General features: G+C 64.2%; 15 protein-coding genes. 14 read left to right on the forward strand and 1 reads right to left on the reverse strand.

Annotated elements, in window-relative coordinates; genetic code table 11:
• The first annotated feature begins 27 nt into the window (after window positions 1-27).
• The 7 genes from EN853_RS00380 (at window position 28) to EN853_RS00410 (ending at window position 4,761) form a co-directional block, all read left to right on the forward strand.
• Entirely contained in the window at window positions 28-558 is a 531-nt protein-coding gene (locus EN853_RS00380; protein ID WP_127857314.1) for a DUF1465 family protein, read from the forward strand.
• A 220-nt stretch (window positions 559-778) separates the two neighbouring features.
• Entirely contained in the window at window positions 779-1,288 is a 510-nt protein-coding gene (ruvC, locus tag EN853_RS00385; protein WP_127857315.1) for a crossover junction endodeoxyribonuclease RuvC, read from the forward strand.
• A 56-nt stretch (window positions 1,289-1,344) separates the two neighbouring features.
• Window positions 1,345-1,614 carry an AbrB/MazE/SpoVT family DNA-binding domain-containing protein gene (locus EN853_RS00390; RefSeq protein WP_127857316.1) on the forward strand — a complete coding sequence of 90 codons (270 nt, stop codon included), beginning with the start codon at window positions 1,345-1,347 and terminating at the stop codon, window positions 1,612-1,614.
• Entirely contained in the window at window positions 1,592-2,011 is a 420-nt protein-coding gene (locus EN853_RS00395) for a type II toxin-antitoxin system VapC family toxin (protein WP_127857317.1), read from the forward strand. The genes EN853_RS00390 and EN853_RS00395 overlap by 23 nt, the downstream gene beginning before the upstream one ends.
• Window positions 2,012-2,021: 10 nt before the next feature.
• On the forward strand, window positions 2,022-2,642 hold the full coding sequence (ruvA, locus tag EN853_RS00400) for a Holliday junction branch migration protein RuvA (protein WP_127857318.1): 621 nt from the start codon (window positions 2,022-2,024) through the stop codon (window positions 2,640-2,642).
• 43 nt (window positions 2,643-2,685) lie between these two features.
• Window positions 2,686-3,723, forward strand: a complete 1,038-nt coding sequence (gene ruvB, locus EN853_RS00405) for a Holliday junction branch migration DNA helicase RuvB (protein ID WP_127857319.1) — start codon at window positions 2,686-2,688, stop codon at window positions 3,721-3,723.
• Window positions 3,724-3,858: 135 nt separating this feature from the next.
• Window positions 3,859-4,761 (forward strand): metallophosphoesterase, encoded by a 903-nt coding sequence (locus EN853_RS00410; protein ID WP_127857320.1) that lies wholly within the window; start codon window positions 3,859-3,861, stop codon window positions 4,759-4,761.
• A 7-nt stretch (window positions 4,762-4,768) separates the two neighbouring features.
• On the opposite strand, the gene EN853_RS00415 is transcribed toward EN853_RS00410, so the two are convergent.
• Window positions 4,769-6,019 (reverse strand): cellulase family glycosylhydrolase, encoded by a 1,251-nt coding sequence (locus EN853_RS00415; protein WP_127857321.1) that lies wholly within the window; start codon window positions 6,017-6,019, stop codon window positions 4,769-4,771.
• Window positions 6,020-6,071: 52 nt separating this feature from the next.
• Between EN853_RS00415 and ybgC the strand changes: the two genes are divergently transcribed.
• The 7 genes from ybgC (at window position 6,072) to ybgF (ending at window position 12,637) form a co-directional block, all read left to right on the forward strand.
• Entirely contained in the window at window positions 6,072-6,545 is a 474-nt protein-coding gene (ybgC, locus tag EN853_RS00420) for a tol-pal system-associated acyl-CoA thioesterase (RefSeq protein WP_127857322.1), read from the forward strand.
• Window positions 6,546-6,855: 310 nt separating this feature from the next.
• The gene (tolQ, locus tag EN853_RS00425) at window positions 6,856-7,566 is read left to right on the forward strand and encodes a protein TolQ (protein ID WP_127857323.1); all 711 of its coding nucleotides are present in this window, start codon (window positions 6,856-6,858) and stop codon (window positions 7,564-7,566) included.
• A 9-nt stretch (window positions 7,567-7,575) separates the two neighbouring features.
• Window positions 7,576-8,037, forward strand: a complete 462-nt coding sequence (gene tolR / locus EN853_RS00430; RefSeq protein ID WP_127857324.1) for a protein TolR — start codon at window positions 7,576-7,578, stop codon at window positions 8,035-8,037.
• Between the two features lie 7 nt (window positions 8,038-8,044).
• Complete coding sequence (locus EN853_RS00435) at window positions 8,045-9,202, forward strand: energy transducer TonB (protein WP_127857325.1); 1,158 nt, start codon at window positions 8,045-8,047, stop codon at window positions 9,200-9,202.
• A gap of 91 nt (window positions 9,203-9,293) precedes the next feature.
• Window positions 9,294-10,562: a Tol-Pal system beta propeller repeat protein TolB gene (gene tolB / locus EN853_RS00440; RefSeq protein ID WP_245516792.1), complete on the forward strand. Its 1,269-nt coding sequence runs from the start codon at window positions 9,294-9,296 to the stop codon at window positions 10,560-10,562.
• A gap of 233 nt (window positions 10,563-10,795) precedes the next feature.
• Complete coding sequence (gene pal / locus EN853_RS00445) at window positions 10,796-11,302, forward strand: peptidoglycan-associated lipoprotein Pal (RefSeq protein ID WP_095816681.1); 507 nt, start codon at window positions 10,796-10,798, stop codon at window positions 11,300-11,302.
• 192 nt (window positions 11,303-11,494) lie between these two features.
• Window positions 11,495-12,637, forward strand: coding sequence for a tol-pal system protein YbgF (ybgF, locus tag EN853_RS00450; RefSeq protein ID WP_127857327.1), 1,143 nt, complete (start codon window positions 11,495-11,497; stop codon window positions 12,635-12,637).
• Window positions 12,638-12,672 lie beyond the last annotated feature (35 nt).

Here is a 12,672-nt window from a genome sequence, read left to right on the forward strand (position 1 = left end):
GGCTTGCGGCAGTGCAGGGGCGTATCGATGACCGAGCCTTCGAAGGGCAGCGCGAAAACCATAAAACTCGCGGAACGCCGGGTGTTCTCCCAATCCTTCAAGCCGCTCTATCAGGAGGGCATGGGCCTTGTCGAGCAGGCGGCCGAGTATCTCGACGGCAAGGGCCGGCTCGAGGCCAAGAAGCTGTCGCGCACGGCGGCGACACTCTACGCGGCCGAATCCATGCGGCTGACCACAAGGCTGATGCAGGTCGCCTCCTGGCTGCTTCTGCAGCGGGCGGCCAATTCCGGCGAAATGACCCGCGACCAGGTCGCTTCGGAAAAATCCAAGGTGCGGCTCGACACCGCTTCGGCGCATGACGAAGCGCTCGGCTGGAGCGAGCTGCCGAAGGAATTCCTGGACCTGGTGAGCCGGTCGCTGCGCCTGCAGGCACTGGTAAAGCGCATGGACGAGGAGATCTATGGTGGGGTCATGAACGACGCGCCGTCCGCCGTCCGCCGCGCCAATCCGGTGTCCGACCAGATCAGCCTGTTGAACACGGCCTTCGCCCGCGGCTGATCCGCCTGCTCGATAATTCTATTCTGACGGGCACCTGACGCCGTTTTCTGCGTTTCCGGTGCTCACGTACTGAAAGTACGCTTCGCCCCGGTTCTCGAAAACAGCGCCATCTGCCGCGTCAGAGCGAATTCTGAAGCAGCCGGAGGCATGTCGCGAGACAGCGTTTCTGGTTTGTTCACAATTCGCTGGCATCGCCGTGCCCGGAGGTTAGAGTTGGCGCATGGGGGAAGCGATTCGCATCATCGGTATCGATCCGGGCCTCAGGCGCACCGGCTGGGGCATCGTCGAGAGCCTCGGCAATTCTTTGCGCTTCGTCGCCTCCGGCACCGTGCGATCGGACGACAAGGCGCCGCTGGCAACGAGGCTCTGCCAACTGCATGACGGGCTGGTCGAGGTGCTGCATCAGGCCATGCCGCACGAGGCCGCGGTCGAGCAGACCTTCGTCAACAAGGATGCGACGGCGACGCTGAAGCTCGGCCAGGCCCGCGGCATCGCGATGCTGGTGCCGGCGCGCGCCGGGCTGGTTGTCGCCGAATATGCCCCGAATGCGGTCAAGAAAGCGGTGATCGGCGTCGGCCACGGCGAGAAGAAGCAGATCCATATGATGGTGAAGGTGCTGATGCCGAAGGCGGTCTTCGAGACCGACGATGCCGCCGACGCGCTGGCCATCGCCATCTGCCACGCGCATCACCGCCAGAGCGCTGCCTATCGGATGGCCATTGCCGGATAGGCTTGTTCTTGACTTGTTCTCATCAAGACGGTAAGTAATACCTGCGAGGTATTACCATGCGTGTGACCACCAAGGGGCAAGTCACAATCCCCAAACAGATAAGAGATCACCTGGGTATAGGTCCGGGTTCCGAGGTGGAGTTCGTGGCGACCGACGAGGGCGCCCGGCTCGTCGCGGTCAACCAAAACCTGTCCGAGGAGGAAGCCTTTCGCAAATTCAGGGAGGTTCTCGACAAGATGGAGGGAACACTGGATCTGGGTGGCATGACGACCGACGAGTATATGGAATGGTTGAGGGGCTCGCGTGAAGATCTCGACGTTGGTTGACACGAATGTGCTGATCGACGTCTGGGGTCCGGTCGGGCTGTCGACGGAATGGTCGGCCAATGCCATTGCCTCCTGTCGGCGCGAAGGCGCGTTGGTGGTCAACACGATTGTCTGGTCCGAGCTTGCCCCGCTGATTGCGACGGAAGCGCAGCTTAAAAGAGCAACGGACATGCTCGAGATCGACCGCGAGCTTGTGCCTTGGGAGGCGGCGTTTGTGGCCGGCGTCGCGCATTCCCGTTACCGTCGCGCCGGCGGGGTTCGCGAAAGGACGCTGCCCGACTTCTTCATCGGCGCTCATGCGACCGTTGCCGGGCACCGTCTTTTGACGCGCGACCCTGCTCGTTACCGCAGCTATTTTCCCGAGCTCGAAATCATCTCTCCGGAAACACACCCATGAAGGCCAGGACATGATTGGCAAACTGAAAGGCACGCTGGACGAGATCGATGAGGACTCCTGCCTGGTCGACGTGCATGGCGTCGGCTATGTCGCCCACTGCTCGGCCCGCACGCTGGCATCGCTGCCGTCGCCCGGCGAGGCGGTGGTGCTGTTTATCGAGACCTATGTGCGCGAGGACATGATCAGGCTCTATGGCTTCCAGTCGGCGCTCGAGCGCGAATGGTTCCGCCTGTTGATGAACAATGTGCAGGGCGTCGGCGCCAAGGTGGCGCTCGCGGTGCTGTCGACCATGGCGCCGCCCGATCTCGCCAATGCGATCGCGCTGCGCGACATCGCCATGGTCTCCCGCGCGCCAGGCGTCGGCAAGAAGGTGGCCGAGCGTATCGTCACCGAACTGAAGAACAAGGCGCCGGCCTATGCGGGCGCAGCCAGCGGCACGATCGGGCTCAAGCAGGAACTCGGCGAAGGCGTGGCGCCGGCCCCCATCACCGACGCCGTCTCGGCGCTGGTCAATCTCGGCTATTCGCGCGACATCGCCGCCAATGCGGTTTCGGCAGCGCTGAAGACGGCCGGCGAAGGCGCGGACGCCTCGAAGCTGATCCGCTTCGGCCTGAAGGAACTGGCGCGGTGAGCGTTGGCTTGCCGTTCGCCATGGCGTGTGCAAGGACAAAGACATGAACCTTTCGCCCCGCCTCATTGCCCCCGACAAGCGCGGTGAGGATGCCGACCAGAGCTTGCGGCCGCAGTCGCTCGACGAGTTCGTCGGCCAGGCGGCCGTGCGCGCCAATCTCAAGGTCTTCGTCGACGCCGCCAAGAGCCGCGGCGAGGCACTCGACCATGTGCTGTTCGTCGGCCCACCCGGGCTAGGCAAGACGACGCTGGCGCAGATCATGGCGCGCGAACTCGGCGTCAACTTCCGCTCGACCTCGGGGCCGGTCATCGCCAAGGCGGGCGATCTGGCCGCGCTGCTCACCAATCTCGAGGAGCGCGACGTGCTCTTCATCGACGAGATCCACCGGCTCAACCCGGCGGTGGAGGAAATCCTCTATCCGGCGATGGAGGATTTCCAGCTAGACCTCATCATCGGCGAGGGGCCTGCGGCGCGCTCGGTCAAGATCGATCTCGCCCGCTTCACGCTGGTTGCGGCGACAACCCGGCTCGGGCTTCTGACCAATCCGCTGCGCGACCGGTTCGGCATCCCGGTCAGGCTCAATTTCTACACGGTGGAGGAGCTGGAGCAGATCGTGCGCCGTGGCGCACGGATTCTCTCGATGCCGCTCGGCGACGATGGCGCGCTGGAGATCGCGCGCCGTGCCCGCGGCACGCCGCGCATCGCCGGCCGGCTGTTGCGCCGGGTGCGCGATTTCGCCTCCGTCGCCGGGAACGGCCATGTCGACAGACGCATCGCCGACGAAGCGCTGACGAGGCTCGAGGTCGACGGGCTCGGGCTCGACGCGCTCGATCGCCGCTATCTCTCGATGATCGCCCGCAACTTCGGCGGCGGCCCGGTCGGCATCGAGACGATCGCCGCCGGACTGTCCGAGCCGCGCGACGCCATCGAGGACATCATCGAGCCCTATCTTATCCAGCAGGGCTTCATCCAGCGCACGCCGCGCGGCCGCGTGCTGACCGCCAATGCCTGGCGGCACCTCGGCCTCGAGGCACCAAAGGACCTCGCGCAGCAGCAGATCGGCCTGTTCCAGGAAGAGTAACGGACATTTGTTCGCCTGTCGGGCGAGGAACCGCCTGTCTGCGCAGAATCTGCTCGCCTCGGCCCAGCTGAAGGCACAATTGCCGCCTTTAAAGCAAGCTCGCTTGACGGAATCCCCAAGGGCTTGGGCTGACTGATGATCACCAGACGTGGCTTCCTGCGCCTCATCGGCGGCTCATTTCTGTCGATGGTGTCGCTCAGTGCCTATGCGGTCGGCATCGAGCCGATGCTGCTCACCCATGTGAAACGCTACACCCTGACGCCGCCGCACTGGCCGGCGGGGCTCAAGCTTCGCGTCGCGGCGCTGGCCGACATCCATGCCTGCCGGCCCTGGATGACGCCCGAGCGGATCGCTTCGCTCGCCGAGACGACGAATGCCTTGCAGCCAGACCTGATCGTGCTGCTTGGCGACTATGTCGACGGAATGCGTCTGGTGACGACCGACGTGTCCGCGCCGGATTGGGCCTCCGCTCTTTCAGGATTGAGGGCGCCGCTCGGCGTGCTCTCGATCCTCGGCAACCACGACTGGTGGCACGACTATGCCGCGCAGGTAGCCGGAGCCGGACCAACGATCGCGCGCAAAGCGCTGGAGGGCATCGGCATCCCGGTGCTGGAGAACGATGTCGTGCGGCTGGAGAAGGACGGGCATGGCTTCTGGATCGCCGGACTTGCGGATCAGCTGGCCATCCGGCCAAGCAAAGCGCTCGGCCGGCACGGCTTCAAGGGCTTGGACGATCTCCACGGCACGCTCGCCAAGGTGAACGACGACGCGCCCGTCATCCTGCTTGCGCATGAGCCGGACATTTTTCCGAAGGTGCCGTGGCGGGTTTCGCTGACGCTGTCCGGCCACACCCATGGCGGGCAGGTCCGGCTGTTCGGCTATTCGCCGGTCGTGCCGTCGGAGTTCGGCAACCGCTATGCCTATGGCCACGTCGTCGAGAACGACCGCAACCTGATCGTGTCCGGCGGGCTCGGCTTCAGCATAATGCCGGTGCGCCTTGGTGTGCGGCCCGAAATCCTGCAGATCGATTTGGGCTAAGCCCGCCTCAGCGAAGCGACCTGATCGCGTCCATCACGTTGGGCTCGGCCTTGTTGCCGTCGAAGGCGTCGACGATGCCGAAGGCGCCGCCATAGCCCCATACCGACCAGGAGAAGCCATGCGCCTCGGCCCGCGCGATCATGTCCCTGACATAGGCGGCGCGGTATTCGGCGGGCATGACATAGGCGTTGCCGTACTCCTGGCGGATCATGCCGAACTCGCCGAGCGTGATGTCTTGCGGCTTGATACCGTTGGCCTTCGCCCACTCCTCGACGGTCTTGAAAGGCGCATTCATCACGCCGATGAGCTTCTGGGGCGTGTCCATGGCGGCGACCTGCTCGTCGAGATAGGCAAGCATGCCGCCGCGGCGCGTCCATGGCGCCTCGGCCTTGATCCCGTCGCGGATCGTCTCCAGCGCCACATCGAGCCGGGCGCGCGGCACCGCGGTCAACGGATAGGACAGGCCGGTGACATAGCGGATGAAGTCGCCGGCCCAGGTCGCGCCCTGATGCGTCAGAAGGAACGGATCGTAGGAATGGAAGGCCCAGATGATGTTGTCGTCAGGGATCGCCTTCGGGTCGATCTTCGCCAGGGATGTTGCGTTCGAATAGCAGCCCCCGGTGAGGATGAGCGTCAACCTGGTGGCGGAAGACCGCGCCGCCGCGAACAATTTCTTCTGGCGGTCCGGCCACAGGTTGGTGCCGCTGTCGTCGCAATCGACGATCGGCTCGTTCATCAGCTCGAAGGCCACCTGGCCTGGGTCTTCTTGCGACAGCGCATGCGCCATCTTGCGCACGAGCTCGACATAGGCGTCGAAGGTGGCCGGATCGTCCATCACCTGGCTCATGCCGATCTTGCGGTTGCCGCCGGCCGGGATGAGATGCAGGTCGACGATCACTTTCAGTCCGGCGCGGTTGATCAGGCGCGCCGAGTCCCGCACGCTGGCGTAGAGGTCGTCGCGCAGCGACAGCGTCTCGTCGGACAGGAAGGGCGCGGGATCGACCGGCATGCGCAGGAAATCGAAGCCGGCATCCTTCAGCGCCTTGAGGTCATCCTCTTTCAGGAATTTGCGCCATTCCGGATAGGGCAGGATGGCGTTCGGATCGTTCCATTTGTCCTCGCCGGTCCAGGTCGTCCACTGGTCGAGGTTGAGGCCGCGCTTCCCCGAGAACGTCGCCGCCTCGGCCGGCAATGCCAGAGCCACAAGCGCCAGCAGCGCCGCCATCAAGGTCTTGATCATCGCGCCCAACAGTGCCATCCGGTTCCCGCGCGAAAACACCTGCCTGTTTGGACCTCAAAAGGAAAGCGCGATGGACGATCATGGTGAATCGGCGGCGCTCAGCGCCGGCCTTTCCGGGGCGCTGACGGAATCCGGCCATCGCCTGATGGCCCGGGTCTACTATGCCGACACCGACTTCTCCGGCGTCGTCTACCATGCACGCTATCTCGAATTCCTCGAGCGCGGCCGCTCGGATTACCTGCGGCTGGCCGGCGTCCATCACACCGAGCTTTTGGATGGCAAGCATGGCGAGCGCATCGTCTGGGTGGTCAGACGCATGGAGATCGACTTCCGTTCGCCGGCCCGCATGGATGACATCCTTACCATCGAAACGCGTACCGAGGATATTTCCGGCGCCCGCATCTTCATGGCGCAGCAACTGAAGCGCGGTGGCGAGGTGCTGGTCGAGGCAAAAGTCGAAGCCGCGATCATCGGCGAGAATGGCAGGCCGAGGCGGTTTCCGAAGGAGTGGGTCGCGGCTTTTGTTCCTAAGGGCCGCAGCTGATCTCGGTCCCTGGCAGGCAGCCATCGAGGCATTGACCCAGCCAATGCGAGGCGCCGCGCGGGCCGGGCGGGCGCGGCAATGCGCCGCGCTTCATGTCCTAACCCATCCTTAACCATAACGGTTCATGAAGGAATTGGTGAAGATTGGCGCAATTCGTGCGCCTTCCTTTCACCAATATTTGCCCCGAAAAGGCCGCGAAACGGTGCATTCGGGGCTTGTGCCGCAGCTTCAAGCTTCGCGCAATCGGACCAAAGGGATGCCCATGGGCCAGCCGCCAGCGATGCCCCGGAAAATCTTAAGGACTTAAGTCATGGAAAACATCGCACTCGCCGACCCAGGCGCGCATTTGTCGATATGGGCCCTGTTCATGCAGGCCGGCTGGGTGGTCAAACTGGTCATGATCGGCCTGCTTTGCGCCTCGATCTGGACCTGGGCGATCATCATCGACAAGCTTGTCGCCTACAGCCGCATGCGGATGGCGCTCAACCGCTTCGAGCAGGTGTTCTGGTCGGGACAGTCGCTCGAGGAGCTCTACCGCACGCTCGCCGACCGCAAGACCACCGGCATGGGCGCGATCTTCGTCGCTGCCATGCGTGAATGGAAGAAGAGCTTCGAGAAGGGCGCGAAATCGGCGCTGGCGCTGCAGACCCGCATCGACAAGGCGATGGACCTGGCGCTGACCCGCGAGATGGAAAGGCTGGAGGGCCGTCTCGGCTTCCTCGCCACCACCGGCTCGGCCGCCCCCTTCATCGGCCTGTTCGGCACCGTCATCGGCATCATGACCTCCTTCCAGGCGATCGCCGCCTCGAAGAACACCAGCCTGTCGGTCGTGGCGCCCGGCATTGCGGAAGCGCTGCTCGCGACGGCCATTGGCCTGCTCGCGGCGATCCCCGCCGTCATCGCCTACAACAAGCTGTCATCGGATGCGAACAAACTCGCTATGCGCATGGAAGGGTTCTCGGACGAATTCTCCGCCATACTCTCGCGCCAAATCGATGAAAAAGTAGCCCAGAAGGCCTGAGGTACGATCATGGGGATGTCTGCTGCTAGCGCAGGTGGCATAGGGCGAGGCGGACGCGGCCACAGGCGGCGCGGACGCCATCATGGCCTGATGTCGGAAATCAACGTCACGCCGATGGTCGACGTGATGCTGGTGCTTTTGATCATCTTCATGGTCGCCGCGCCGCTCCTGACCGTCGGTGTGCCGATCGACCTGCCGGACACGCAGGCCAAGGCGATGAATGTCGACACGCAGCCGATCACCGTGTCGATCAACGCCACCGGCCAGATCTACCTGCAGGAAACCGAGATCCCGATAGAGGAACTGGTGGCGAAGCTGCAGGCGATCTCGAAGACCGGCTATGACGAGCGCATCTTCATCCGCGGCGACAAGTCGACGGACTATGGCACCGCGATGAAGGTCATGGCTCGCATTTCGGCGGCCGGCTACAAGAACATCGGCCTGGTTTCGCTGCAGGAACAGGACCAATAGACGAACAATGAGGACCGGCCTCACCTCCTCGGTGATCTTGCATGCGGTGGCGCTGGCCTTCGGCCTGTTCACGCTGTCCTCGCCGCCGGCCATGCCCGCTTCCGACGTGGAGTCGGTGGCGGTCGACATCGTGCCGATGGAAGCGATCGCGCAGACGCTGCAGGGCGACAAGAAAGCGGTCATGCATGACAAGCCGGCGCCGCTGCCGACCAAGCGGCCGGATATTGTTCCCGATGCCCAGAAGGTCGGCGAGAACAGCGTCGACACCGAGAAGCCGGTGACGGACGAAGCCAAACCGAAGCCGGTCGAAAAGACCTCCGCGCCGCCGCCGGCGCCGACGCCGACCGAAAAGCCGGCCGTCGAGGACGTGCCGAAGCCGCAGGAAAAGCCGAAGCCGGTGCCGGCGACCGAAGTGGCGCCGACGCCTGCGCCGAAGGAAGAGGTCAAGCCCGAACCGGTCAAGCAGACGGAACCGAAGCCGACACCGGCCAAGGAGCCGACACCGGCCCCGCAGCCGGACAAGACCGCCGCCATCCAGCCTAAGGAAGAGGTGAAGCCCGACGCCGTCGCCGAGGCGATCGCCAAGGAGCAGCCGACCGAAGAGGCCAAGCTTCCGGACTCCGCTCCTGCGCCGGAAGCGCGGCCGAAGCCGCAGCCCGCCCAGGCCGAGAGTGCCAAGGCGCCGGAACGCAAGGACGCGGAAAAGCCGGTCAAGGAGGCCTCCTTGAAGCCGAAGTCGGATGAGAAGCAGTTCAACGCCGACGAGATAACGGCGCTGCTCGATAAGCAGAAGCCGTCCGGCGGCGGCGCCAAGCGCTCGACGCAGCAGTCCTCGCTCGGCGGCGAGAAGGACCAGGGCCAGAAGCTGTCGAAGTCCGAGCAGGGGGCTCTGGAGTCGCAGCTCGGCGGTTGCTGGACTTTGCCTGTCGGGTTGGAGGGTTCGGAGAACTTCGTCGTCGTGGTCCGATTCAATCTCGACACCAACGGCAAGCTCGACGGCCGCCCCTCGGTCGAGCAGTCGAGCGGCAACCGGCAGTTCGATGAAAGCGCCGTGCGCGCCGTTCAAAAATGCGATGTGGCCGGCCTGCAGGTTCCTGCCGGCAAGCAGGACATCTGGAACGACATCCGGGTCACCTTCGATCCACGGGAGATGCTTGGCCTCTAGGTCGAGTGTCTGAACCATCAAAGAAGAGAAGCGAGAAGACATGAGATCTTTCCTCAAGCCGCTCCTGACGATTGCAGCCTTAGCGCTGGGCATGACGACCGGCGCCACCTTGCCGGCCTGGGCGCTCGTCGAGCTCAACGTCAACAAGGGCAATGTCGAGCCGCTGCCGATCGCCATTACGGATTTCCAGTCCAATGATGCGCTGGGCGCCCAGATCACCGAGATCGTCACGGCCGACCTGAAGCGGTCCGGCCTGTTCGCGCCGATCGACAAGAGCGCCTTCATCGAGAAGATATCGGGCCCGGACGCCACGCCGCGCTTCGACGACTGGAAGGTGATCAATGCCCAGGCGCTGGTCACCGGCAGCGTCGGCAAGGAGGCCGACGGCCGCATCCGCGCCCAGTACCGGCTGTGGGATACGTTTGCCGGCCAGCAGATGGCGGGCGAGCAGTTCTTCGCCAACGACGCCAACACCAGGCGCGTCGCCCATATCATCGCCGATGCGATCTATGAGCGGCTGACCGGCGAAAAGGGCTATTTCGATACCCGCGTCGTTTTCGTCGACGAATCCGGTGCCAAGAACGTGCGCAAGAAGCGGCTCGCCATCATGGACCAGGACGGCGCCAATGTGCGCTATCTGTCGGACGGCCGCTCGATCGTGCTGACGCCGCGCTTCTCGCCGAACCGGCAGGAAATCACCTACATGTCCTACGAGAGCGGGCAGCCGAAGGTCTATCTGCTGCAGATCGAGACCGGGCAGCGCGAGCTGGTCGGCAACTTTCCCGGCATGACGTTCGCGCCGCGCTTCTCGCCCGACGGCCAGAAGGTGATCATGAGCCTGCTGCGCGACGACGGCAATTCCAACATCTTCGCCATGGATCTGAGAAGCCGCTCGACGACGCGGTTGACCGATTCGGTCGCCATCGACACCTCGCCGTCCTATTCGCCGGACGGCTCGCAGATCGTCTTCACCTCCGACCGCGGCGGCGGCAGCGGACGTTCCCAGATCTACGTCATGGGCGCCGACGGTTCCAACCCGCACCGCATCTCGTTCGGCGACGGCGTCTATTCGACGCCGGTATGGTCGCCGCGCGGCGACCTCATCGCCTTCACCAAGCAGTCCGGCGGCGAGTTCCAGATCGGCGTCATGAAGACCGACGGTTCTGGCGAGCGCATCCTGTCCTCCGGCTTCCAGCAGGAAGGCCCGACCTGGGCGCCGAACGGCCGCGTGCTGATGTTCTTCCGCGACTCTGCCGGCGGGCCGAAGCTGGTCACGGTCGACCTCACCGGCCGCAACGAACAGCCGATCCCGACGTCGAACTTCGCCTCGGACCCGGCCTGGTCGCCGCTGCTGGAGTAGCGCCTTCTCCTTTTTGAACGACCGAGAAAGGGGCTTTTCCGGCCTCTTTTTCACAAGCCGGTCGCGTTTTGGCCGCATTTCCGCCTACGGTCCGCACGCATTGTGCGCCGGGCAAAATCGGCCGAGGACGGCGGCTCGAAACGAAAAATTAACCGTGTTTCTTGAACAGCGGTTAACCCAAACGTGGTTACTGGGTGATCAACGAAATCACTCGAATGCGAAGGAGAGGCGGCATGGGCCGTATCGCAGCACTTACCAGAAATCCGGCGATGATCGCGCTGGTGGCAGCGCTTGCCATCACCGGTTGCGCCTCGAAGAAGACCCCGAACAGCGCGGCCGATCTCGGCCTGAACGGCGCTGGCGCCGCCACGCCCGGCTCCGCGCAGGACTTCACCGTCAACATCGGCGACCGCATCTTCTTCGACACCGACTCCTCGTCGATCCGCGCTGACGCGCAGACGACGCTTGGCCGCCAGGCACAGTGGCTCAACCAGTACCGGCAGTATGCCATCGTCATCGAAGGCCATGCCGACGAGCGCGGCACGCGCGAATACAATCTGGCGCTGGGCGCCCGCCGCGCCGCCGCCACGCGCGACTTCCTGGTCTCCAAGGGCGTCGCCGCCAACCGCCTGAAGACCATTTCCTACGGCAAGGAACGCCCGGTGGCCGTCTGCGACGACATCTCGTGCTGGTCGCAGAACCGCCGCGCCGTTACCACGCTCTCGGGCGCCGGCTCCTGACACTCCGTCGGGCGACAAAAATACAACATCGCACAGATGAAAAGGTGGCCTCAGGGCCGCCTTTTTCGTGTGCGACGGCTTGAAACAAAATTTGGCCGAAGTCTCGCGTCCTGCTATGAGCGCGAGGGCGCTTCCTCCCATTCCGATTTGGAAAGGCGCATCAGGCCAACAGATTTCACGGCGAGAGATAGAATGCATTTCAGAACGGTCCTGAGCGGCACGCTTGCGCTGCTGCTCGTATCAAGCATCGCAGGCGTCGCCGCCCCGGCGGACAGCGGGCAAGCCTCGGACAGCGGGTTTACCTTCCACCTGCCGACGCTCGGCATCTTCGGCGACAAGAAGAAGCCTGAGCAGGCTCAGATGGCGCAGCAGGACAGCGCCGGCATGACCGGTGTGGAAGACCAGCTGCGCCAGATGAACGGCAAGATCGAGGAGCTCAATTTCCAGATCCTGCAAATGCAGGAGCAGATGCGCAAGCAGCAGGAAGACAACGAGTTCCGCTTCCAGCAGCTCGAAGGCGGCTCGCAGGGCGCCAAGCCGACCGGCCAGAAGAAGTCCGAGGCCGCGCCGCAGGACGGCAATACCGGCAACGGCAACACTAATGTGGGCGACTCAGGCAGCGGCGACAGCGGCACCGGCACCAGCGTTGCCGCTGCCCCGGCCACGCAGCCCCCCGCCGCCACGGGCGGGCAGGACGGCGGCGGCAAGAGCGTCGGCGACGTCATCGTCGAATCGCAGACCGGCGACCCGGGCAAGTTGATCACCGGCGCGCCGCCGAAGACCTTCGGCACCATCACGGTCGACAAGAACGGCAATGTCGTCAATGCCGAATCCGATCCGCAGGCGGGTTCGCAAGCTCCCGCCGCCACGGCAAACGCGCCTTCCGCGGAGACCGCCAGCAAGAGCGGAAAGAAGTCCGGCGGCACGGTCATGGCTTCACTGCCCTCGACCAACGATCCGGACGAGCTCTACCGCAACTCCTACCAGTTCATCCTGTCGGGCGACTATCCCACCGCCGAGCAGGGTTTCCGCGACCATATCTCCCGCTTCCCCAAGGACGCCAAGGCGCCGGATGCGCATTACTGGCTTGGCGAATCCCTGCTTGGCCAGCAGAAATACCGCGATGCCGCGGAAGTCTTCCTGGCGGCAAGCAAGGAATATCCGAAGGCCAAGAAGGCGCCCGACATGTTGCTGAAGCTCGGCGTGTCGCTGGTCGGCCTCAAGCAGAACGACGTGGCCTGCGCCACCTTCAACGAGATCGGCAAGCGCTATCCAGATGTTTCCGGCACGCTCAAGGAGCGCATCAAGCAGGAAAAGGCCCTGGCATCGTGCTAGCCTGCATGCCGTTGTCCCCCGACCGGGACCAACTC

This window comes from Mesorhizobium sp. M1C.F.Ca.ET.210.01.1.1 (genome assembly GCF_004791585.1).
Classification (GTDB): Bacteria; Pseudomonadota; Alphaproteobacteria; order Rhizobiales; family Rhizobiaceae; genus Mesorhizobium.

Excerpts from the sequence above, each read along its gene's own strand:
- EN853_RS00380 (WP_127857314.1), top strand. The coding sequence starts at position 28 with ATGACCGAGCCTTCGAAGGGCAGCGCGAAAACCATAAAACTCGCGGAA.
- ruvC (WP_127857315.1), top strand. The coding sequence starts at position 779 with ATGGGGGAAGCGATTCGCATCATCGGTATCGATCCGGGCCTCAGGCGC.
- EN853_RS00390 (WP_127857316.1), top strand. The coding sequence starts at position 1,345 with ATGCGTGTGACCACCAAGGGGCAAGTCACAATCCCCAAACAGATAAGA.
- ruvA (WP_127857318.1), top strand. The coding sequence starts at position 2,022 with ATGATTGGCAAACTGAAAGGCACGCTGGACGAGATCGATGAGGACTCC.
- ruvB (WP_127857319.1), top strand. The coding sequence starts at position 2,686 with ATGAACCTTTCGCCCCGCCTCATTGCCCCCGACAAGCGCGGTGAGGAT.
- EN853_RS00410 (WP_127857320.1), top strand. The coding sequence starts at position 3,859 with ATGATCACCAGACGTGGCTTCCTGCGCCTCATCGGCGGCTCATTTCTG.
- EN853_RS00415 (WP_127857321.1), bottom strand. The coding sequence starts at position 6,019 with ATGGCACTGTTGGGCGCGATGATCAAGACCTTGATGGCGGCGCTGCTG.
- ybgC (WP_127857322.1), top strand. The coding sequence starts at position 6,072 with ATGGACGATCATGGTGAATCGGCGGCGCTCAGCGCCGGCCTTTCCGGG.
- tolQ (WP_127857323.1), top strand. The coding sequence starts at position 6,856 with ATGGAAAACATCGCACTCGCCGACCCAGGCGCGCATTTGTCGATATGG.
- tolR (WP_127857324.1), top strand. The coding sequence starts at position 7,576 with ATGGGGATGTCTGCTGCTAGCGCAGGTGGCATAGGGCGAGGCGGACGC.
- EN853_RS00435 (WP_127857325.1), top strand. The coding sequence starts at position 8,045 with ATGAGGACCGGCCTCACCTCCTCGGTGATCTTGCATGCGGTGGCGCTG.
- tolB (WP_245516792.1), top strand. The coding sequence starts at position 9,294 with ATGACGACCGGCGCCACCTTGCCGGCCTGGGCGCTCGTCGAGCTCAAC.
- pal (WP_095816681.1), top strand. The coding sequence starts at position 10,796 with ATGGGCCGTATCGCAGCACTTACCAGAAATCCGGCGATGATCGCGCTG.
- ybgF (WP_127857327.1), top strand. The coding sequence starts at position 11,495 with ATGCATTTCAGAACGGTCCTGAGCGGCACGCTTGCGCTGCTGCTCGTA.